Source organism: Acidiphilium rubrum (genome assembly GCF_900156265.1).
In the GTDB taxonomy this organism is placed as follows: Bacteria; Pseudomonadota; Alphaproteobacteria; order Acetobacterales; family Acetobacteraceae; genus Acidiphilium; species Acidiphilium rubrum.
Genome location: NZ_FTNE01000013.1, coordinates 76,914 through 99,330 on the forward strand (window position 1 = coordinate 76,914; position 22,417 = coordinate 99,330).

The 22,417-nt window shown below is 64.4% G+C and carries 19 protein-coding genes; 12 read left to right on the plus strand and 7 right to left on the minus strand.

Going from position 1 to position 22,417, the window contains the following annotated elements:
* Positions 1-11 precede the first annotated feature (11 nt).
* The 9 genes from BW994_RS11180 to BW994_RS11220 all read left to right on the plus strand — a co-directional run bounded on the left by BW994_RS11180 (position 12) and on the right by BW994_RS11220 (position 10,229).
* Complete coding sequence (locus BW994_RS11180; protein ID WP_029311744.1) at positions 12-896, plus strand: branched-chain amino acid ABC transporter permease; 885 nt, start codon at positions 12-14, stop codon at positions 894-896.
* The gene (locus BW994_RS11185; RefSeq protein WP_029311743.1) at positions 893-2,692 is read left to right on the plus strand and encodes a branched-chain amino acid ABC transporter ATP-binding protein/permease; all 1,800 of its coding nucleotides are present in this window, start codon (positions 893-895) and stop codon (positions 2,690-2,692) included. The genes BW994_RS11180 and BW994_RS11185 overlap by 4 nt, the downstream gene beginning before the upstream one ends.
* On the plus strand, positions 2,676-3,404 hold the full coding sequence (locus tag BW994_RS11190; RefSeq protein ID WP_029311742.1) for an ABC transporter ATP-binding protein: 729 nt from the start codon (positions 2,676-2,678) through the stop codon (positions 3,402-3,404). The genes BW994_RS11185 and BW994_RS11190 overlap by 17 nt, the downstream gene beginning before the upstream one ends.
* A gap of 143 nt (positions 3,405-3,547) precedes the next feature.
* Positions 3,548-3,970: a c-type cytochrome gene (locus BW994_RS20430; RefSeq protein ID WP_029311741.1), complete on the plus strand. Its 423-nt coding sequence runs from the start codon at positions 3,548-3,550 to the stop codon at positions 3,968-3,970.
* Positions 3,971-4,030: 60 nt separating this feature from the next.
* Positions 4,031-5,734: a pyrroloquinoline quinone-dependent dehydrogenase gene (locus BW994_RS11200; RefSeq protein ID WP_029311740.1), complete on the plus strand. Its 1,704-nt coding sequence runs from the start codon at positions 4,031-4,033 to the stop codon at positions 5,732-5,734.
* A gap of 341 nt (positions 5,735-6,075) precedes the next feature.
* Positions 6,076-7,041 (plus strand): sugar-binding transcriptional regulator, encoded by a 966-nt coding sequence (locus tag BW994_RS11205; protein ID WP_029311739.1) that lies wholly within the window; start codon positions 6,076-6,078, stop codon positions 7,039-7,041.
* A gap of 61 nt (positions 7,042-7,102) precedes the next feature.
* Positions 7,103-8,152, plus strand: coding sequence for a 2-hydroxyacid dehydrogenase (locus tag BW994_RS11210; protein WP_029311738.1), 1,050 nt, complete (start codon positions 7,103-7,105; stop codon positions 8,150-8,152).
* A complete protein-coding gene (locus tag BW994_RS11215; protein WP_029311737.1) occupies positions 8,146-9,387 on the plus strand; it encodes an FGGY-family carbohydrate kinase in 1,242 nt (413 codons plus the stop codon). Before BW994_RS11210 ends, BW994_RS11215 begins: the two co-directional genes overlap by 7 nt.
* On the plus strand, positions 9,384-10,229 hold the full coding sequence (locus BW994_RS11220) for a TIGR01459 family HAD-type hydrolase (protein ID WP_245594104.1): 846 nt from the start codon (positions 9,384-9,386) through the stop codon (positions 10,227-10,229). The genes BW994_RS11215 and BW994_RS11220 overlap by 4 nt, the downstream gene beginning before the upstream one ends.
* Positions 10,230-10,238: 9 nt before the next feature.
* Here BW994_RS11220 and BW994_RS11225 read toward each other — a convergent pair whose 3' ends face one another.
* The gene (locus BW994_RS11225; RefSeq protein WP_081849070.1) at positions 10,239-11,864 is read right to left on the minus strand and encodes a phosphoenolpyruvate carboxykinase; all 1,626 of its coding nucleotides are present in this window, start codon (positions 11,862-11,864) and stop codon (positions 10,239-10,241) included.
* A 94-nt stretch (positions 11,865-11,958) separates the two neighbouring features.
* Positions 11,959-12,675, minus strand: a complete 717-nt coding sequence (locus BW994_RS11230; protein ID WP_029311734.1) for a HugZ family pyridoxamine 5'-phosphate oxidase — start codon at positions 12,673-12,675, stop codon at positions 11,959-11,961.
* A 66-nt stretch (positions 12,676-12,741) separates the two neighbouring features.
* Here BW994_RS11230 and BW994_RS11235 point away from each other — a divergent pair, with 66 nt between their 5' ends.
* Both BW994_RS11235 and BW994_RS11240 read left to right on the plus strand, forming a co-directional pair.
* The gene (locus BW994_RS11235) at positions 12,742-13,443 is read left to right on the plus strand and encodes a response regulator transcription factor (RefSeq protein WP_029311733.1); all 702 of its coding nucleotides are present in this window, start codon (positions 12,742-12,744) and stop codon (positions 13,441-13,443) included.
* 121 nt (positions 13,444-13,564) lie between these two features.
* Positions 13,565-15,202, plus strand: a complete 1,638-nt coding sequence (locus BW994_RS11240; RefSeq protein WP_029311732.1) for a sensor histidine kinase — start codon at positions 13,565-13,567, stop codon at positions 15,200-15,202.
* 88 nt (positions 15,203-15,290) lie between these two features.
* Here the strand turns inward: BW994_RS11240 and BW994_RS11245 are convergent, their stop codons facing one another.
* The 5 genes from BW994_RS11245 to BW994_RS19250 all read right to left on the minus strand — a co-directional run bounded on the left by BW994_RS11245 (position 15,291) and on the right by BW994_RS19250 (position 20,870).
* Positions 15,291-17,111: a chloride channel protein gene (locus BW994_RS11245; protein ID WP_029311731.1), complete on the minus strand. Its 1,821-nt coding sequence runs from the start codon at positions 17,109-17,111 to the stop codon at positions 15,291-15,293.
* A 174-nt stretch (positions 17,112-17,285) separates the two neighbouring features.
* Entirely contained in the window at positions 17,286-18,824 is a 1,539-nt protein-coding gene (locus BW994_RS11250) for an acetolactate synthase large subunit (protein WP_029311730.1), read from the minus strand.
* 265 nt (positions 18,825-19,089) lie between these two features.
* Complete coding sequence (locus BW994_RS11255; RefSeq protein WP_139334087.1) at positions 19,090-19,893, minus strand: hypothetical protein; 804 nt, start codon at positions 19,891-19,893, stop codon at positions 19,090-19,092.
* 171 nt (positions 19,894-20,064) lie between these two features.
* Entirely contained in the window at positions 20,065-20,658 is a 594-nt protein-coding gene (locus tag BW994_RS11260) for an OmpA family protein (RefSeq protein ID WP_029311728.1), read from the minus strand.
* Positions 20,659-20,660: 2 nt separating this feature from the next.
* Positions 20,661-20,870 (minus strand): hypothetical protein, encoded by a 210-nt coding sequence (locus BW994_RS19250; RefSeq protein WP_139334088.1) that lies wholly within the window; start codon positions 20,868-20,870, stop codon positions 20,661-20,663.
* A gap of 124 nt (positions 20,871-20,994) precedes the next feature.
* Here BW994_RS19250 and BW994_RS11265 point away from each other — a divergent pair, with 124 nt between their 5' ends.
* Positions 20,995-22,404, plus strand: a complete 1,410-nt coding sequence (locus BW994_RS11265; protein ID WP_029311727.1) for a sensor histidine kinase — start codon at positions 20,995-20,997, stop codon at positions 22,402-22,404.
* Positions 22,405-22,417 lie beyond the last annotated feature (13 nt).

Below are 22,417 nucleotides of genomic sequence, written 5' to 3' on the forward strand. Positions count from 1 at the left end.
CGGCCCGGCGCGTGTTCGTCGAATTCATCCAGCTCACGATCGCCGGCCTCGCGGTCGGCAGTATCTACGCGCTCGTCGCGCTGGGCTTCGTGCTGATCTACACCTCGGTCAATGTCGTGAATTTCGCGCAGGGCGATTTCGCGATGATCGGGGCGTATTTCATGGTCAGCCTCGTGCTCGGCGCGCACTGGCCCTGGTGGGTCGCACTGCCGCTCGCCATGGTGCTGACCGGCGCGGTCGGCGCGCTGTTCCAACTCGTGCTCTATCAACCGGTCCGCAACCGGCCACGCAACTTCCTGCCGGTGATGATCGCAACCGTCGGCGCCTCGGTGTTTCTTGAGCAGGTGTTCCTGCTGATCTACGGCCCGGTGCCATTCCAGTTGCCGGGCATATTCAAGGCGCAGTCCGTCAAAATCGATGGCGTGTTCGTCTATCCGCAATACCTCGTGATCATCGTCGTGACTTCAGTGATGGTGACAGTGCTGAATTGGTTTCTAGAACGTACCAAACTCGGCAAGCAACTTCAGGCCACCGCGCAGGACGCCGATACCGCGCGCCTGATGGGCATTCGCGTCGCCCGCATGACCGCGCTGATCTTCGCGATCAGCACCGGCCTCGGCGGTCTCGCCGGCATTCTGATCGCACCGGTCTACACCGTGACGGCGGGTATGGGTTCGACCATCGCGCTAAAAGCCTTCGCATCCGCCATCGTCGGCGGCTTCGGTTCGATCAAGGGCGCCATCGTCGGCGGCCTGACCATCGGTCTCGTGGAAACCTATGGCGCCACCTACATCTCCGGCAGCTATCGCGACGCCTTTCCGTTCATCGTGCTGATCCTGTTCCTGATCTTCCGGCCCAGCGGTCTGTTCGGCGAGAAGGTCTCGCAGAAAGTATGACCAGAGCCGTCCTAAAATTCCTGCCGTTCCTGATCGCGCTCGCGCTGATCCCGATCTTCCTGCCTGGCGGCCGCCTCGGCTCATATTACCTCACGCTGCTGATCCTGTCGGTATCCTACGCGGTCGCGGCACTGGGTCTGACGATATTGCTCGGCTATTCTGGTCAGGTTTCGCTGGCGCAAGCCGCATTTTTCGGCATCGGTGCCTATGCCTTCGCCGTGCTCGCGGCCAAGCACGATGTGCCGTTCGGGTTATCCGCCATCGCCGCGCTGATCATCACCACCGGCTTCGGCTTTCTGCTCGGGCTGATCTCGCTGCGCCTCGCCAGCCATTATCTCGCTTTGGTCACCATCGGGTTTCAGATCATCGTCGGGCTGGTGCTGAACAATTGGGCGATCGTCACCGGCGGGGCCGATGGTGTTTCCAACATTCCGCGCCCGGCGTATTTCGGCATCGATTTCAGCCATGATCATTATTTCTATTGGCTGAGCATCGCCTGCCTCGGCATTGCCTCCTACCTCGTCTATCGCCTGCGCCACTCGCGCCTCGGCGGGGCATTGCTCGCGCTGCGCGAAGACGAAATCGCCGCCGCCTCCAACGGCATCAGCCTGTTCTGGACCAAAATCCTCGCGTTCACCGCCTCCGCCACGCTCGGCGGCCTCGGTGGAATTCTATATGCATCCGGATCGATGTATATCAGCCCCAACGTGTTCGACTTCAATCAATCGGTCTCGTTTTTCGCAATGACGCTGGTGGGTGGCCAGGAATCCATCGTCGGCACCACGCTCGGTGCGGCGCTGATCACCTTCCTGCCCGAAGTGCTGCGGTTTCTGCACGCCTATTACATCGCGGTGTACGGCGCGCTGGTCGTCATCGTCATCCTGTTCATGCCCCAAGGCCTGTACGGCATGCTGCTGCGCGGGATCGATGCGCTGCGCCACATGGTGTTCCGCTCTCCGGCCGAAGGCGCCGCCGTGCCGGTTGCGGCGCAGCGGCAGCATAGCCTTAAACGCCCGGTCGCAACCAACGACCCGATCCTGCAGATCACCGGCCTGCGCAAGCATTTCGGCGGCATCAAGGCGGTCGACGGGGTAGATTTCACCATCTGCCGTGGCGACATCGCGGTGCTGATCGGCCCAAACGGCTCCGGCAAGACCACGGCACTCAACGTGCTCAGCGGCGTCTATACCGCAACCGCCGGTAGCATCAGCTTCAACGGCACCGACATCACCAACCGCCGTCCCGCCGAAATCAACCGCCTCGGCATTACCCGCACGTTCCAGAACATCCGCCTGTTTCCGGAACTCACGGCGCTCGAAAATGTGGTGATCGGCTATTACCCGAAAGGCACCGTCGGGCTGCTCGGCACGCTGTTCGCGCGCCGCCGCGGCTTCATCGAGGACCGCGAAGCCGCCGCGCGGGCGCGCGAAACCCTGCGCCTGCTCGGGTTTTCCCGGTTCGACATCAAGGCGAAAAACCTGCCCTACGGCCAGCAGCGCGTCGTCGAAATCGCGCGCGCCATCGTTTCGGGCCCAGAATTGTTATTGCTCGATGAACCGGCCGCCGGCATGAACCGCGAGGAAACCGCGGCACTATCCGAAATCCTTTACCGCATCCACGATCTCGGCCTGACCATCCTGCTGATCGAGCACGACATGTCCTTCGTCGCCAGCGTCGCCACCCGCGCCTATGTGATGGATTTCGGCCAGAAAATCAGCGAAGGAACCGTCGCCCAGGTGCTTTCCGATCAAAAAGTCATCAAGGCCTATCTGGGCGACGATGCCGAATATGCTTGAAGTCCGCAACATCAGCGCCCGATACGGAAACGTAACGGCATTGCACGATGTCAGCCTCACGGTCGGGCAGGGTGAAATCATCGTGCTGCTCGGCGTCAACGGTGCCGGAAAATCAACCACCCTCAAAACCATCTCCGGCCTGCTGCACCCGGTGCGCGGCGGCATCACGTTCGAGGGCGAGGCGATCGACCGGATGAGCCCGGAATCGATCGTCCGGCGCGGCATCGCCCATGTGCCGGAAGGCCGCCACGTCTTTCCCGGCCTGACAGTGCGCGAAAACCTGGTGATGGGCACGTCGAACCGCAAAGTGACCCGCGCCGAAACCGAATCCGACATCGAGCGCATCCTCGAGATTTTCCCCGATCTGAAACGGCTCTACACCCAGATGGGCTGGTCGCTCAGCGGCGGCCAACAGCAGATGCTCGCGATCGGGCGCGGCCTGATGGCGCGGCCGAAACTGCTGATGCTCGATGAACCCTCGCTCGGTCTGGCACCGGTCATCATCAAGCAGGTATTCCGCACCATCAAATCGATCAATGAAGCCGGCATGACCATTCTGCTGGTCGAGCAGAACGTCGGCCTCAGCCTGAAAATCGCCCACCGCGCCTATCTGCTGGAAACCGGCCGCATGATCCGGACCGATACCGCCGATGCCCTGCGCGAGGATGATGGGTTTCGCAATGCGCTGCTCGGTGTGACGGCCGACGAGTAAGACGGTCACAGAGTTCCGTGAGCGTCAGGCAGTCTCGCGCGGCACCTCCGCACGGATGTGGGCTCTTTACAAGATCGTCATGTTCCTGTTATCTCCCAGACACAAAGTTGTGTACCGCACCGCACGAGGGGATAGATAATTTCATGCGTCGGCTAATCGCTGCGATCGGTCTGACAGCGCTGTCAGGCTTTGCACTTTCCTGCGTTGCCCACGCGGCCTGCGCCCCTGGGGATTTCACAAATTCTCAAGCCGCCCAAGGCAAAGTCTTGTACGATGCCAATTGCGCGTCCTGCCACATGACCGATCTGTCCGGCGGGTCCGGTCCGGCGCTGGGTGGTGCCAAGTTCAAATCCTACCTCGATTTCACCAAGATCACCGGTGCACAATTACTGTCGTTCATCACCGCGCAAATGCCGTATCAGGCACCCGGCAGCCTGAAACCGGCGGAATATCAGTCGATTTTTGCCTATATATTGCAGAAAAACCAGTACAAAGCTGGCGATGCGCCGCTGACCGACCAAACCGCCGCCTGCATCGCCATGCTGCCCTATCCGGGTAAGTCCTGAACACCACCCGATTACCCGTCGTGCGTTAGTCGTCTTCACACGTCAAACGAGGAACTTCCAATGACAAATTCCATCCCGTCGAGCCGGCTGGCGCGCCGGTTGCGCGCTGGCGTGCTACCGGCCACAGTGCTGCTGTGCCTCGGCATGGCGCACACCGCCTTCGCCGGCGCCACCGAGGCAGCAGGCTCGGAAACCGGCGGCAAAACCGAAGTCGCCGGCAAGACGATCACCGCCAACGTCGCCGTCACCTCGGGCATGATCGAGGCCGCACCGAAAAGCGGCGCGAACTGGCTGGTCACCGGCCGCGATTACGACAATTCACGCTTCTCGCCGCTCAAGCAGATCAACGCCGGCAACGTCGCGCATCTCACCCCGGTGGCGATCGCGCAGACCGGCTTCACTGCCAGCTTCGAAACCACGCCGATCGTGGTCAACGGCATCATGTACCTGACCACGCCGATGGTGAACGACAAGCAGGCCCTGGTCGCCATGAACGCGGCAACCGGCGCCACGCTGTGGACCTACACCTACACCGACGGCACCAACCAGATCTGCTGCGGCCCGGTCAACCGCGGCGCGGCGGCGGCCGATGGCAACGTGTTCATGCTGACGCTCGATGACAAATTAATCGCGGTCGATGCCGCAACCGGCAGACAGGCGTGGATGAGCACGGTCGCCGATCCGCGCTACGGCTATTCGGAAACCATGGCGCCCACCGTCTACAAAAACATGGTGCTGATCGGCAGCGCCGGCGGCGAATGGCCGATCCGTGGCTTCGTCGCCGCCTACGACGTCAAGACCGGCAAAAAGATCTGGCAGTTCAACACCACCAACAAGGAAAAAAGCTGGTCCGGCGATTCCTGGAAGACCGGCGGCGGCACGGTGTGGACCACGCCCACGGTCGATGCCAAGCGTGGCCTGCTGATTTTCGCAACCGGCAACCCGAACCCGGATCTGAACGGTGCCTCGCGTCTCGGCGACAATCTCTACACCGACTCGATCGTCGCCCTGCATGTCGATACCGGCAAACTCGCCTGGTATTATCAGGAAGTGAAGCACGACGTGTGGGATTACGATGCGGTCAGCAACGTCCTGCTGTTCGACACCAAGGTGAACGGCAAAACCGTCCCCGCGGCGGGTGAGGCCGGCAAGACAGCGTGGTTCTACATCGTGAACCGCGAAACCGGCAAATTGATCCGCAAATCCGAACCGTTCGACAAACAAAAGAACATGTTCGCCCAACCCACGCTCGCGGGCGTGCAGATGCTGCCGGGTGCCAACGGCGGCGCCGAATGGTCGCCCCCGGCATTCTCGCCGCTCACGCACGAGGTTTACGTGCTGGGCATGAATCAGTTGATGACGTTCAGCAACGAAAAAGACAGCCCGGCCATCCCCGGCCAGATCCGGCTCGGCAGCACCTTCAAGAACGTGCCGCACGGCGTGCAGGATGGCACACTAACAGCCATCAACGTCGATTCCGGCAAGATCGCCTGGAACGACCACATGCCCCAACCCATGATGGGCGGCGCGTTGGCGACGGCCGGCAATCTGGTGTTCACCGGCGAAGGCAACGGCTGGTTCGATGCAATGGACGCCAAAACCGGCAAACGCCTGTGGCGCTTCAACCTCGGCGCGGGCGTCAACGCCCCGCCGATCGCCTACAGCGTCGCCGGCCGCGAATACATCGCCGTCGCCGCTGGCGGCAATTTCCAACTCAGCTACCCGTACGGCGACACGGTGGCGATTTTTGCCCTGTCGAAATGAGTTGACAGTCGAACCTGCCGCCCATGATCCGGGCGTCAGGTTCGTTGGCGTTCCGTCCGATCTTGTTCGGAAGGTTTGAGCGATGCGCGCGCCGTTTTCGAGCGATATGCGTATAAGTTGACGCGCTAGCGGCGCCATAATCCCGTGAAATCGATCGATAAAACATAAACCTAAAGCGTTAAGCTGAAAGTATAACGCTCTAGGTACCGGTTCGCCTTAATTTCACGCCACCCGCCACCCGCCACCCAACGCCCTCACAACCCCTCGATTTCCATTGACAGTACCCGGCCTCACTGATTATTCCATCGAACCATAAATAAATAATCACCCAGAAGGTCACGGTGGCAAACGATCGAGGAAACCGGAGTGGCGGCGATGATGCCGAGTTGGCGACGCGCGCGGCCTGGCTCTATTATGAGGCGTCGCTGACCCAGGCCGAGATCAGTGCGGAGTTACGGGTCCCGCCGGCCAAGGTCCAGCGCCTGATCGCGCGCGCGATGCGTGACGGCCTGGTCCGAATTCTGATCGAAGGCGACATGGCCGGTTGCCTCACGCTCGAGCGCGCCTTGTCCACCGCGCATGGGCTCAATTTCTGTCGTGTCGTGCCGGCAATCCCCGGCGTCGCTCCGTTTTCCGGCCTCGGCCGGGCCGCGGCGGCCTATTTATATGGCGCGATCGAAAGTGGCGCGCATCGCATCATCGGCGTCGGTCATGGTCGCAGCCTGGCCGCGATGGTCGATCACATGCCCCATATCGAGCGGCCCGATCTGACGCTGGTGTCCGTGATCGGCGGCGTGCCGCGCCGGGTCGGCGCCAATCCGTTCGATGTGGTGCATGCCCTGGCCGAAAAGACCCATGCGGCGGCTTGGGTCATGCCGGTGCCGTTCTACGCGAACGACGCGGACGACCGGGAGGTGCTGTTGCGCCAGCGCGGCGTGACCGAGACGCTCGATCTGGCGGCGCGGTCGAGCTTGTTTGTCATGGGCATCGGCGAGGTCACGGAGTCGGCGTTTCTCTGCCAGAGCGGCATGATGCTGGCGAGCGAGATTGCCGAGGCGCGGGCGCTCGGCGCGGTGGGCGAGGCGTTCGGCACCTTCTACGATCAGGCCGGCCAGCGCATCAGCACGACGCTGCACGACCGGGTGATTGCGGTGGACATGGACGCGATGCGCCATCGCGAGGTGCTGATGGTCGCGGGTGGCATCGAAAAACTGGCGGCGTTGCGGGCCATGCTGAACACCGGCCTGCCGACCGGGTTCATCACCGATGAGCCAACCGCCCGCGCGCTGCTTGGCGCCACGAAGTGACAAAGTACCGCGCCATGGCCGCAATCTGGCACGGTTTCGCCGCTTTTCAGGAGATGAGCCCTTGAGCGAACCGACCTGGCGCTGCGCCGTCATCGCCGATGATTTCATGCTGCCCGCCATGTTCGAATCCGCCATCCACGCCGCCTGCGGCGATGCGGTCGCGGTGCGGTCGATGCAGCTGCCCTGGCCCGATCAGCCGATGGTGCAAGCGAGCGACGCACCCGCGCTTGCCGGCATCAGGGAGTTCCTCGGCGATCCGGATGACATCGCAGCCTTCATCGGCGAGTCCGAAATGGTGGTGACGCATCTCGCCCCGCTCTCGGCCAGCGTCATCGCGCGTCTGCCCCGCTTGCGGCTGATCGGCAGCGTGCGCGGCGGCCCGGTGAACATCGACCGCGCGGCGGCCAAGGCGCGCGGCATCGAAGTGGTCAACACGCCCGGCCGCAACGCCAGCGCGGTGGCGGAATTCACCATCGGCTGCATCCTCGCCCAGACGCGCCAGATCACCGTCGCGCACGAGGGGATGCGCCGGCGCATCTGGCGCGGTGATCTCTACCGCGCGGACCGCACCGGGCGTGAATTGCGGGAACTCACGGTCGGCATCGTCGGCTACGGGCAGATCGGCCGGCGCGTGGCCAAGCTGCTCGCACCGTTCGGCTGTCGGATCATCGTGGCCGATCCCTACGCAACCCTCGCCCCGGAGGATGCCGCCGCCGGCGTCACGCTCTGCCCGCTCGCCACGCTGCTGGCCACCGCCGATGTCATTACGCTGCACCCGCGCGTCACGCCGGAGACGACCAACATGATCGATGCCGCGGCCATCGCCACAATGAAGCGTGGTGCGATCATCATCAACACCACGCGCGGCGCGATCATCGACTATGCGGCACTGACCGACGCTCTCGCGTCCGGCCAGCTCGGCGGCGCAGCGCTCGATTGCTACAGCATCGAACCGCCGCCCGATGACTGGGCGCTGCTCGACCTGCCGAACGTCACGCTGACCCCGCATATCGCCGGCGCCTCGCTCGAGAACGTGCGCGTCGCCACCAGCATGATCGCGACCGAAATCCACCGGTTCATCACCGGCCTGCCGCCGCTGAACCCATGCTAGCCCTCGGCATCGATATCGGCACCTCCGGCGTGCGCACGGTCGCGATCGATCCGGCCGGCGCAATGCAGGGCCAGGGCAGTGCCCGCATCGCGGCCGAGGCCAGGCGCGACCCCGCTGCAATCTGGCGCGCGGTTGGCGAAGCCCTGGATGCGCTGCGCCCGTCGATCGACATGGCCGCCATTGCCGCCCTCGCGGTCGATGGTACGTCCGGCACCATGATCATGACCGATGCCGCCGGCGCGCCGACCGGCCCGGCCACACTCTACAACGATCAGGCGACGCCGGCCGCCGTCGCGCGCATCGCCGCAATCGCCCCGCGCGACAGCGCCGCCCACGGCACCACCTCACCGCTGGCCCGCCTGCTCGATGGCGCAGAACCCGCCAGCGGACATCTGGCCTTGCACGAAGCGGATTGGATCACGCATCGCCTGGGCGGACCACTCGGCGTTTCGGATGCCAATAATGCGCTGAAAACCGGCTACGATCCGGTCGCCGGCGCCTGGCCGGGCTGGATCGACCAGCTCTCCCTGCCCGTCGCGCTGCCCCGCGTGGTCGAACCCGGCACAATCCTCAGCACGATCGCGGCCGCCATCGCCGCGCGTTTCGGCTTCGACCCCGAATTGCGCCTGGTCGCCGGCACCACGGATGGCTGCGCCTCCTTCCTCGCAACCGGCGCCGACCAGCCGGGCGATGGCGTCACGGCACTGGGCTCGACGCTGACGCTCAAACTCCTGTCAAACCAGCCGGTGTTCGCGCCGGATTACGGCGTCTACAGCCATCGGCTGCTCGGCAATTTCCTGCCCGGCGGCGCATCGAGCGCCGGCGCGGCGGTGCTCGCGCGCTATTTCACCCCGGCGCAGATCGGCGACCTCAGCCGCAGCATCGATCCGCGCCGGGACTCCGGGCTCGACTACTACCCGCTGCCCGCCCCCGGCGAGCGATTCCCGATCAGCGACGCCACCCTCGAACCACGCCTGTCACCGCGCCCGGCGAACGATGCGCTGTTCCTGCACGGCCTGCTCGAAGGCCTCGCACGGATCGAGGCGCTGGGATACCGCAGGCTGGCCGCCCTCGGCGCGCCCCGCCTGCGCCGCGTCCTCACGGTCGGCGGCGGTGCGGTCAACCCGGTATGGACCGCGCTGCGCGCCCGCATTCTGGGCGTCAATGTCACCGCCGCCGCCCAGACCGAGGCCGCCTATGGCACCGCGCGCCTCGCGCTGCGGGGGCTGGCATGATGCGGGTAGGCGAAATCCCCGGCCTGTCCGCCCTGGCCGAGGATGCCGATGCGTTCCTGATCGACCAGTTCGGCACGATCCACGACGGCGAACGCCCCTATCCCGGCGCCATCGAATCCCTGCGCGCGATCCGTGCCGCGGGCAAGCGGATCATTCTGCTCTCCAACTCTGGCCGCCGCGCCCCCAACAACAACGCCCGGCTCGATGCCATGGGCTTCACGCCCGATTGCTACGATGCCTCGCTCTGCTCGGGTGAAATCGGCTGGGCCGCGCTGCACGAAGACCCTTTGCCCTGCCTGCAAAGCCGCTGCCGTGTGCTGCTGCTGGCGCGCGATCCAGCACTCGACATCCTCGATGGGTTCGACATCGAAGCGGTCGACAGCATCGAACAAGCCGATCTGATCATGCTGGCCGGCTCGCAGACCGATCGCTACGGTTACGACGCGCTCTGGGCGAACATCCGCCCCGGCATCGCGCGCGGCGTGCCGCTGGTCTGCACCAACCCCGATCGGCTGATGCTGGCCGGCGGCACCTTGCACCCTGGCGCCGGCACCCTCGCCGAAGCCTATCGCAACGAGGGCGGCTTCGTCCGCTGGTACGGCAAGCCCCACCCGAAACTCTATCAGGCGGCGTTCGCCCTGCTGCCCGGCGTGCCGCGCGCGCGTATTTTCGGCGTGGGCGACAGTATCGAACACGATATCGCCGGCGCCGCCGCGCGCGGCTGCGCGAGCGTGCTGGTCCGCACCGGCATCATCGCCGGGCTCGACGATGCAGCACTCGAAGGCGAAATGATCCGCTTCGCGAGCCGCCCAACCGCCGTCATGGCAAAATTCGAGTGGTAGTCTCGCGCTCTACGCCGCCGAACGGATCGCGGCCTTGCGGATGTCGGCATCGACCCCGTCCGCAAAGCTCGCGAAATTCGCCTCGAACCGGCCGATCAACTCCGCCGCCTGGCGGTCATAGGCCGCCTGATCGGCCCACGCCTGCCGCGGATTGAGCAGCGTGCCCGGCACGCCCGCGACCGCATCGGGGATCATCAGGCCGAACGCCGGATCGGGATGAAAACCGGCATCATCCAGCGCGCCTGAAAGCGCCGCGTTCAGCAGCGCGCGGGTATGCGCGATCGGCATCCGCTTGCCGGTGCCATAAGCGCCGCCTGACCAGCCGGTGTTCACCAGCCAGCACGACACGTTGTGCTCGGCGATCAATTTGGCCAGCAATTCGCCATACACACGCGGCTCGCGCGGCAGAAACGGCGCGCCGAAACAGGTCGAAAACGTCGCCTGCGGCTCGCGGCCGAGCCCTTTTTCCGTCCCCGCCACCTTGGCGGTATAGCCTGACAGGAAATGATACATCGCCTGCGCCGGCGTCAGTTTCGCGAGCGGCGGCAGCACGCCGAACGCATCGGCGGTCAGCATCACCACATGCTTCGGCTGCCCGCCACGCCCCGAGCGTTCCACGTTCGGGATAAACTCGATCGGATAGCACGAGCGGGTATTCTCGGTCAGCGTCCGGTCGGCCAGATCAACCACCCCGCGCGGGTCCGCCACCACGTTTTCCAGCACGGTGCCGAACCGGTGCGACGCCGCAAAAATCTCCGGCTCCGCTTCCGCCGACAGATCGATCACCTTGGCGTAGCAACCGCCCTCGAAGTTGAAAATCCCGCCTTGGCCCCAGCCATGCTCGTCATCCCCGATCAACCGCCGCGCCGGATCGGACGAGAGCGTGGTCTTGCCGGTGCCGGACAGGCCAAAAAACAGCGCGACGTCCTCATCCTTGCCGACATTGGCGCTGCAATGCATCGGCAGCACGCCGCGCTCGGGCAGCATCCAGTTCATCACCGTGAAGATCGATTTCTTGATCTCGCCGGCATATTGCGTCCCCGCGATCACGATTTTCCGCTCCGCGAACGACAGCGCGATCGCCGTGCTGCTGCGCACGCCATCGATCGCCGGGTCCGCCTCGAATTCCGGCGCGTGCAGAATGACGTAATCAGGCGTGAACCCGGCCAATTCGCTGGTCTTCGGGCGGATGAACATGTTGCGCGCAAACAGCGCCTGCCAGGCGTTGGTGGTGATCAGCCTTACGCAGATGCGGTTGTCAGGATCGGCGCCGGCGAACAAATCCTGGCTGAAAATCTCGCGATCCTGCAAATACGCCTGCACGCGGCCCTTCAGCGTCGCGAAATGCGCGCTCGACAGTTTCTGATTGACCTTGCCCCACCAGATATCCTTGGTGGTGGCAGGCTCATCGACCACGAATTTATCGGCAACCGAACGCCCGGTATGCACGCCGGTCTGCACCATCAGCGCGCCATCCGCCGAAAGCCGCCCCTCGCCGCGCCGGATCGCATGGGCGACCAGCGCGGGCGCGGTCAAATTGGCGTGCAGCACCGCAACCCGCCCCACGCCGGAGCAGGCGAGATAGGCGGCGTTGTGCACGGTACTGTCGATGGCAGCATGATCGGATGCGTTCACGTCGATGGACTTCCCTTGGATTCGTTGATCAGCAATGTCGTTAGACGCATATATGAAACGCCTTTCGGCTTTTGCCAAACCCGAAACACGCAATTCATACCTGCGTCGGCGGCGCGATATTGTTCATTTCGATCATTAATTCGCCGTAAACGCGCAAGCTTCGGCGTAACGCCACCCGCAACACCCGATCCTCACGCGCCAGATCGAACCCGTCGGCGTCCAGCGTCACCATCCGCCAGCCATCCCCGGCACCGCCATGGCGATGCGCCATCGCATCGATCTCGCCGGCCCGCTCCCGGTTCGCCGCCGCCATCGCCGCCTCGGCCGCCGCCTCGTCGCACAGCGCCTCGGTCATCGGGCCAAGCCGCGCCACATCGAGCGTCGCGGCCCGGGCAAACCCGCCGACATACCGCGCCGCCACCGTGCTCAGCCGATACACGCCGAAATCGCCAAAACCCGCATAAAACTTGGCATAGGGATGCACCGCCAAATACCGCGCCCGGTCCGCCGGATCGTCCGACCGCTCGGCATCACACACCAGCGACAGCCGCGGGCTGGTCTGCGGATTGACCTCGGTCGCCGCCCCGCTCACCATCAACGCACATCGCCCATCCCGATCGAGCGCCCGGGTATGCGCCGATAATTGCGACAGCAGCACGATCACCGCGCCATCCAGCGTCACCGCCGGCGTCACCAGCGCAAGCGCGGGATACTCATCCTCGATCACCGCCAGGCTCGCCGCCCGCGCAGCCCGCAGCAACAGCCGCGCTTCACGATGGATGTCGTTCTGTGGTTCCCTCAGGTCTTGCATTGTTGCCTTATTCCCGTCACGTCACTGCACCATTGTTACGTCCAAATCCCCGCTGAAGCAGAGACGATGAAACATACAATTGCCCTGGTTGACGATGACCGCAATATCCTTGAATCGGTCCAGATGACGCTGGAACAGGAAGGCTTCCTGGTCCGCACCTATACCGATGGCGAATCCGCCCTCCAGGGCCTGATGGCCCGCCCGGTCGACCTCGCCGTGCTCGATATCAAAATGCCGCGGATGGACGGCATGGAACTGCTCCAACGCCTGCGCGCCCGCTCCGCCATGCCGGTCATCTTCCTCACCAGCAAGGACGACGAACTCGACGAATTGATGGGCCTGCGCCTCGGCGCCGATGACTACATCACCAAACCCTTCAGCCAGCGCCTGCTGCTGGAACGCATCCGCACCCTGCTGCGCCGCAACGAGGCCAGCCGCGCCGAAGGCTCCGGCGCCGCCCCCACCGGGCTGATCGCGCGCGGCAACCTCACGCTCGATGAAACCAAACACCAATGTCTCTGGAAAGGGCTGGATATCCAGCTCACCGTCACCGAATTCCTGCTGGTCAAAGCCCTCGCTGCCCGCCCCGGCATGGTCAAATCCCGCGACCAGCTGATCGACGCCGCCTACGGTGAAAGCGTCTACGTCGACGACCGCACGATCGACAGCCATATCAAACGCCTCCGCCGCAAATTCCGCGCCCTCGATGAAGAGTTCGACCAGATCGAGACGCTCTATGGCATCGGCTATCGCTACAAAGAGGCATGATGGCGCTGGGTTCCCGGGCACAGGCGGAAAGGCGCAGCAAGGACTTCTTTTTCGTAAAAAGGAAGCAAAAAACTTTTGTTAATCTAGCGCGCAGTTGGTTTCACTGCGCGACCCTATCCGCATGACCACGCCAGCCCCCGCCCTATCGCCCTGGCGCATCTCGCCCCTGCTGCGCCGCATCCTGCTGGTCAACGCCCTGCCGCTCGCCCTCATCGTCGCGGCCCTGCTCTACCTCGATCAATACCAGCACGGCCTGCTCACCGCCGAAGTCACCGCACTCCGCGAACAAGCCCGCATCTACGCCGGCGCCCTCGCCGAATCCGCTGTCCAGACCAACGCCGCCAACCAGCCCACCATCAACCCCGACCTCGCCCGCCCGCTGCTCTACCGCCTGATCGAACCGACCCCCAACGCCCAGGCCCTGATCTACGGCAACGACGGCCAGGTCATCGCCAACTCGCGCATCCGCCAAGGCCCCGGCGGCGCCATCATCACCGAACCACTCCCCTCCGTCCACCCGCGCGGCGATTTCGCCCGCGCCGTCAGCTTCCTCTACGACCAGTTCCTCGCCTTCCTGCCCAACCCGGCTACCGAAACCACAGGCGCCAACGGCGCAGCCGCCGGCCTCGGCTGGCAACCCAGCGTGCGCGAAGCCCTGCGCCTCACCAGCGCCAAACCCGACCACCAGGCCGCCCCCTTCATCCGCCGCGCACCCGACGGCCGCCTGCTCGTCACCGTCGCGGAACCCATCATCCGCTCCAAACAATCCGTCGGCGTCGTCCTGCTCACCCGCGAAGCCACCGAAGTCGATCGCGCCGTCTTCGCCATCCGCGTCTCCATCCTCGGCCTGTTCGTCCTCGCTCTCGTCCTCACCGTGCTGCTCTCCGCCTACCTCGCCCGCACCATCGCCACCCCGCTCCTCCGCCTCGCCGTCTCCGCCAGCCGCCTGCGCGAAGGCCGCGCCGCCTTGGCCGAACCCGTGCCCCCCGCCATCGCCGCCCGCCAGGATGAAATCGGCACCCTCGCCCGCGCCCTCGCCGACTCCGCCCACGCCCTCTGGGCCCGCATGGACGCCATCGAACGCTTCGCCGCCGACGTCGCCCACGAAATCAAAAACCCGCTCTCCTCCATCCGCTCCGCCATCGAAACCATCCGCCGCATGGACGACCCGGTCCGCGCCGCCCGCCTGTTCGACATCATCGCCCAGGACGTCCAACGCCTCGATCGCCTGATCTCCGATATCAGCGACTCCTCGCGCCTCGATTCCGAAATGTCGCGCACCGCCATGGAACCGGTCGACCTCGCCCCCATCCTCTCCGCCCTGGCCGAAATCCACGACGCCACCCGCAAGGACAACGACCCCGTCCTGGTGCTGGACGCGCCAGCCTCAGGCCTCACAATCCGCGGCGCCGAAAGCCGCCTCGTCCAGGTCCTGCGCAACCTCATCGGCAACGCCGTCTCGTTCAGCCCACAAAACGGCAAAATCTGGCTCCGCGGCCGCGAAACCGGCAATACCATCGAAATCGCCGTCGAAGACGAAGGCCCCGGTATCCCCGACGCCAAATTGAACGACGTGTTCGACCGATTCTACTCCGAACGCCCCCAGACCGAGAGTTTCGGCAGCCACTCAGGCCTCGGCCTCTCTATTTCGCGCCAAATCATCGAAGCCCATCGCGGTCGCATTACCGCCGAAAACCGCCGCAACAGCACAAACACCATCACCGGCGCCCGCTTCGTCATCCGCATCCCGCGCGGCTGACGCGCCCGCCGGGCGCATATGCCTGTGGGTAGGGCTCGTAAGCAAGCAAGGCAGGGGGGCAGGGGCAGAGACTCTGGCCTTGCTTGCTTCACTCGCCCGACAACTCACGGCGGCGTTGGTCGAGTTCTTCGCTATAGCGTCGCAGGGCGTATTGTTCGGTCAGCACGCCCAGCACGCGCCGGGTTTCCGGTCCGTCGAGCACGGCGAGCACGTCGCATTCCGATCGTTCGAAGGCTTTGATGGCTTCTTTGACGGTTGCCTGCGGGAGCAGGAAATCGTCCTGGTGGCGCAATATGTCGTGGATTGTATGGGGATCGTCTTCGCCGGGCGTTTGCGCTTCGGAGGGGTAGGCGAGGCCGACATATTTGTCGTCGACGTCGAGCACGACGACGTATTGCGTCCGCCCGAGCGGATATTCGGTTTTGAATGCCGGAATATCCATTTCCTCGTGTACGGTATATTGGGTGCGCCGCATCATGCGACCGACCGTGAGGTTGTGGATCCAGCCGATATCGACGGCGCTGCGAATGCTTTCGCCGCGCAGGTGAAACCGCCAGGTGGTGAAAGAATAGCCGAACACGCGTCGTACGGTGAGCGAGGCGGCGATGGCGGCGCCGAGGACGGCGACGGTGATGCTGAAATTATTGGTGCTTTCGAGGGCAAGGAAGGTCATCGTCATCGGGCCGCCGACGATGGCCACCGCCAGTGCGGCCATGCCGACCACGGCGTAGAAGCCGATCGGCACGCCATGCGCGAAGGGCAGCAGCACGGCAATATCGCCATAGGCGCGGCCGAGCAGCGAGCCCATGAACAGGGCGGCGAAGAACAGACCGCCACGGAAACCCGAGCCGATCGAGAAGGCCGAGGCGGTCGATTTCATCACCAGCAGCGTGACCGCGAGCAGCAGTGGATAGACCACGGCGAGTTGGGTGTGGAGCGATGAGTTGCCCGAGGCCATGACTTTCGGCGTGATGCTGCCGAGCAGCCCGACCACGACGCCGCCCAGGATCGGCCGCAGCCAGATCGGCACGCCGGCCCGGCGGAACCCCGCCTCGATCGAGGTGACGCCGCGCATGATCGCGATGCCGACGAACCCGGCGGTAACCCCCAGAATGATCGCGAGCGGATAGGCGTAGCCCGGCACCACGCTCGGCAGCACGACGTCGAGCGATTTGACCCCGCCATCCATCAGCATGTCGGCGACCAGCGTGCCGGTCAGTGAAGCGATGATGATCAGCGGCAGGCTGGTCATCGAATAGGTGCCGATCACCAGTTCGATGCCGTAGAACGCGCCGCACAAAGGGGCGTTGAACGCGCCGCCGATCGCGGCGGCGGCGCCGCAGCCCACCAGAATGCGCAGATCGTTGCGTCTCAGGCGGAATTGCTGACCCACCCAGGAGGCGAGGCCGCTGCCGAACTGCGCGTAGCCGGCTTCCATCCCGACCGATCCGCCGACGCCGTTGGACAGCACGGTCTGCGCCGCGACGATCACGGAATCGCGCAGCGACAATTTGCCGCCGTAAAGCGCATTGGCCTCGACCGGATCGATGAAGTTGCCCGGCCGGTATTTCGCGAGCAGCCAGGTGATCGAGCCGAGCAGCGCGCCGCCGAGGATCGGCACGAACATGGCGCGGATCGGGTCGATATGGGTTTGTTGCGATAATCCCTCACCCAGGTGTGGCAGGGCAAAAAACCAGAAGTGAAAATGATGGCTGAAGAAATCCATCACAAAGACAGCGATGCCACCCAACACGCCGACCAGGATTGCCAGCGCGGCCAGCCACAATTCATCGGTGCGCACCAGAGCGCGCAGATGCATCGGCGCATCGATGGTGACGGCGTTCAACCGGCGCTTCAAACCGATGATGAAGCGTTGTGAGCTATCGCGGCGAACGGTGGAACTTGCCATAACGCGTCCCGGATTGGGGAAATCGAATTCACGGACGGACCACCCGCCCAGCGGTCACATGCCGTCAGTCTGTGTCAGCATCATGGCTCCTCATTGTTGCCGTACTCAAAAACCGTGGTCAACCGCCGAATCCATTGTTTGCGACGATCGAACCGATCTCCCTGAAAGATACGATTAAATCGTTAATAACTCGATAAGAAATGGGCCTGTTCGTTCGAAACTGGCCGCGAGCAGCGCGTTCAGCGCTTTCATATCCGCCGCCTGGGCGCCGGCAACGCCCATGCCTTCGGCCAGTTTCACAAAATCGAGATCAGGATTGCCCAGGTCGAGCATATCCATCGCTGTGCGTCCCGGATTGGCACCCACGCCGGCGTATTCATGCAGCAGGATCGCGTATTTGCGATTGGCCAGGATCACGAAGGTGATATCAAGTTGCCGGCGCGCCGCGGTCCATAATGCGGCGATGCTGTACATCGCCGAGCCATCGGCCTGGATGGCAACAACTCGCCGCCCGGTCCCCGCGAGGGCGACGCCCGCGCCGATCGCCATCGGCAGCCCGCCACCGATCGCGCCGCCGGGCACCTGCATCCATGTATGCGGCGCGGCGCCGTGGGTGAAGCGCGAAAACCCACGGCCGAACGAAATTCCTTCGTCGATGATGACGCTGTCCGCCGGCAGCAGGGCGGCCAGCGAGCTCGCCACCGCCTCCGGCGCGATCGCCCCGGTATCCGGTGCGGGTTTCGGCGTCACGGCGATTTCGACCGGTGCCACGCCGAGTTCCGCCTGCAACGCCGCGATCGCGGCCGAACCATCCTGATCGATCGGCGCCAGCACATGGATGGCGCAATCGGCCGGCGCGAGCGGCCCCGGCTTGCCCGGATAGGCGAAAAACCCGACTGGCGTTTTCGCCTCCACCAGGATCAGGTGCTTGATTCCCGCGAGCGAGGCGATGGCCGCGTCGATCGGGTAGGGGATGCGCTCGATCGGCGGGCGTCCCTGGCCGCGCTCCATGCGCGCATTGAACACTTCCGCGAGCATTTTGGCACCTGTGCCGGCCACGATCGCGCTTGCCGCACGCAGCGTGGCATCGTTCAGCGTGCGTCCGCCCATCAGCAGCATGGCGGGCTCGCCGGAGCGCAGAACGTCCGCCACCGCGGCAATCGTCGCCGCGGCCGGCACCGGCCGCGCCCCCACCGGTTGCGGGGCACCGATCACGCCGCCCTCGGTCCAAGCGGTGTCGGCGGGCAGGATCAGCGTCGCTATGGTGCCGGTACACGCCGCCGCGACGGCATCCGCCGCGTCGCGCCCGACCGTTGCGGCGCTGGTCGCGGTGCGCAGAAACCCAGAAATCGACCGTGCCCAACCCTCGGTATCGGCGGTCAGCGGCGCGTCCAGCGGCCGATGATAGGTCGCCTGATCACCCACGATATTCACGATGCCAGAGCGGCCGCGCCGCGCGTTATGCAAATTAGCCAGCGCATTGCCAAGGCCCGGGCCGCAATGCAGCAGCGTCGCCGCCGGTCGCCGGTTCACCCGCCAGAACGCGTCCGCCGCCCCCGAGGCGACGGTTTCATCAAGGCACAGCACGCAGGTGATCCCCGGAATCCGGTCCAGCGCCGCGACGAAATGCATCTCGCTGGTGCCCGGGTTGGCGAACACCGTGTCGATTCCGCAGGCGATCAGCGTGTGAACCAGAGATTCCGCACCGTTCATCGTTCAACATCCCCCAATGTGTCGCACCGGTTCAGTGCGTATGACAGGGAAACTGCCCGGTCCGGCAAGGTCCGGCAAGGGCTGGTGCGCGGGCGAGGGGAGGGAAGGGTCTTCTTTTTTGTGAACAAAAAAGAAGCAAAAAAAACTTTGTTAACTTGGGCGCGTGCCTGTGAAAACGCCCGTGCCCCAGAGTCAAAAAGTTTTTTGCTTCTTTTTTATAAAAAAGAAGTACTTGCTTTAGCCTTTCCCTGCTCCCGCACAGATCTCAACCACCCGGCAACGGCGCGGTCGCCAACGGTTTCAGCCAGATGTCCGGCATCATCGCAATGAACTCCGCGCGCAACATTGCAACGCGAGCATCGGACATTCCAACGACTTCGGCGCGGAAGAATTCCTTGTCGCGGGTGAACACCAGATAGGCCAGCGTTTCGTTCACGATCAGGCCGTGCTCGTCGCCATCGTAGCCCTGCCGGACCAGAAAATTTTTAAAGGCTGCCTGTTCGGATGCGGTGAGCGCGGTGGTGTAGAAGTGGTGCACGAAGGCGCGATAAGCGGGGATCGTGAAATAGGCGCCGTGGGACAATTCATGGCGCAGGATGACCGCCCGCGCGCGCAGCCCGACGCGGTGGCCGGCGCCCGCCTGCGGAATCGAAATCACCGCGCCAGCCGCCCCCGGCTTCAGGAAACCGGCAGCCGCCGCGATTTCGTGCAGCCGCTGCTCTTGCGGGTTGAGATGCCGGTGTTCGGCCTGCGCGAGGCGGAAGAATTTGCGCAGCGCGCGGGCGGGATAATCGTCGCCATAATAATACGTGCCGATGGTCAGGTCGGCCGCGACGAGTGCCGCACGAAACGCGGCAGTACTGATCACATGGTCTTTTGGCGCGTCGGATTTTTCGATCAGCGCGGCGATGCGGTCGAACATCAGACCCTGGGCATGCAGGTCGGGGCAGTCGATAACAAGGACCTGCCGGTCATCGGCGAACCGGAATACGGCGAAATGCCGGCCGACATGATGAAAGATCGTCGATTCACCAACGACCGGGAGCGGTGCGGGCCGCGGCCAAAGCAAGATCGCCCCGACGATGAGACAAAGAACGACGAGGCCGGCGGCGGCAAACCAGAGGCGACCACTTGGCCGAGGGCGCGTCTGCGGTATGATCCGCACCGTATCATCTGCCTGGGGCTGGACCCGGCTCGGTTTCAGCGGCGCCATCGCCCTATCGTCGGCGCCGCAGATCGCTCATTTGCCCAGATTGATGACCTGAACGCGGCGGTTGGCCCGCTCCGGCGTGTTGGGCCCGGTCGGCACCAGCAGATCCTGTTCACCCACGCCCGTTGCGGCGAGCCGCGTCGGCGCAATGTTGAACTTCGACTGCAGATACTGGTCCACCGCCTTCGCCCGTGCGTCCGACAGCGCCATATTGGTCGCAGGCCCGCCGGTCGTGTCGGTGTGGCCGACCAGTTTGAATTTGTAGGATGCCAGGGTGGAGTCGGTCAGCGCGTGGCCCAAACGGTCGAGCTCGGTGATCGCCTGCGGTGTCAGCTGTGCCGAACCCAGTGCGAAATCGATGTTCAGATTGATCGAAGGCGCGGCGGACCGTGCGCCACTCACGCGCATCGCTGCCGGAGAGCTCGCAGTGCCGTGCAACTTGGCTGAAGGTGTCGTGCTGCCGGGCTGCAACGGCACGATGCCGCGCGTCGTTGCCGACAGATGACTGGTCGGCTTCAGAGCCTGAATGATCTGCGACGCCGATGGCCCGGCCGATTGGGCCCAGGCTGCGGGGGCGACAAACGCGCCGGCAAATGCAACACTTAAAATTCCGATGTTACGCATAATCAAATCCTCCACGGAAATTCGTCTGGAATACGTCCGACACACTTATAGGCCGCGCGCGACGGCAATTCCAGCGCGTCTAACGTGATTCGCAATCCTTTGGCCATCAATACCGGTATTTTTCGATGGCGGATCACGAATGAAGCGCGGCGAACGGCGAGACAGGCGGTGCTCATCATTGATGAACCAACGAGCGGCGAAACCAGCAGCACCAATTCATCCCCCGCCGACGAAACCACCCATGCCCCACATTAACAAAAGTTTTTTGCTTATTTTTTACAAGAAAGAAGCACTTCCGGTACCTCACGACCTCAAGCCCGACGCCGCGGCCCCACCATGAGCATATCCCTCCGCGCCCGCCTGTTCGGCCTGTGGCTGATGTCGTTGTTCGGCTCGCTGGTCGTCGCGGTGTTGATCATCGGCCTGTTTCGGCAAACCGCCGCGGCGCATCGCGAGCGTGACCGTGCGGTTGCCGCTCGTGCCTGCCAGGCGATTACCGCGCATTACGATTTCTATACCGCAAACATGGATGCCGCACCCGATGCCGCCGCCTTCCGCGCCGGTCTGCGCGTGGTCCTGCTGGTCGCGCTGCGCCGCGAGCGGGGTATTGTCGCGGCGATCGAACCGTCCGACCCTTCGGCGAATCCAGGCGTCGCCGCCATGTATGGCACGATTCCCGCCGCACTCTCGTCGGTGGTGACCGACCAGATCAACGATGCCATCGCGGCGGATCGCTTGATCGTGACCACCAAGGGCGGGTTTCTCAACCGCACGACGATTGCGACCTGCCCGCTCGGCGGCCCGCTCGGTACGCCGGTTGCCAATATCGCCGCGGTCACGGTGCTACAGGCCGATCTGTTGCGATCCGCCTTTACCCGCATCGCGTTCGGGGGGCTTGCCGTCCTGCTCGTGACAATGCTGGCTTCGGCCGGTTTTCTGGCCCGGCTGGTGCTCGGCTTTTCGCGCCGCCTTGCCGGGGTCGAGACCGCCCTCGCGTCCGACCAGCCAGGCCTGCTCGACCTCACTGGCGAAGCCGAGCTCGACCGGTTGATCAACGCACTCAACGCCGCGACCACACGGCTCGATGCCGCTCGCGCCAGGATCGCGCAATCCGAACGCCTCGCCGCGCTTGGACGAATGGCGGCGGGCCTCGCCCATGAAATCTGCAATCCGCTCGGTGCCATCCGCCTGCGCGCCGAAACCGGTCTTGCCGCCGCCGACCCTGCCCGCCGGGCCGCGGCGCTCGATCGTATTCTGGTCGAAGCCGCGCGGCTTGAAGCCCTCACCACCAGCCTGCTCGGCTTCGCTGCCACGCCATCACCGCAGCCTCGTGCCACCGATCTCGATGCGCTGATCACTGCCGCGATCGGCGGACCCGTCGCCGTCAGCATGACCGCCGACCCAACCGGCATCATCTGGCCGCTCGACCCAATCCTGACGCGCAGCGCGCTCGAAAACCTGCTGCGCAACGCCATCGCGGCTTGTGCACCGACGGACAGTATAACCATCACCGCCCAGGCCACCCAAAACCTTACCATCACCATCGCCGATACCGGCCCTGGCATCGACCCCGCGCTCGGCGATCCATTCGAGCCTTTCACAACCGGTCGTGCCGACGGCATCGGCCTCGGTCTCGCCATCGCGCGTGACATGATCCGCGCGCAAGGTGGTACGCTGGTGCAGGCGCCGGCCACGGTGGGGGCTGCGTTTGTCATTACACTGCCGGAGGCTAAGGGTGAAACGTAAAGAAGCAGTTCTT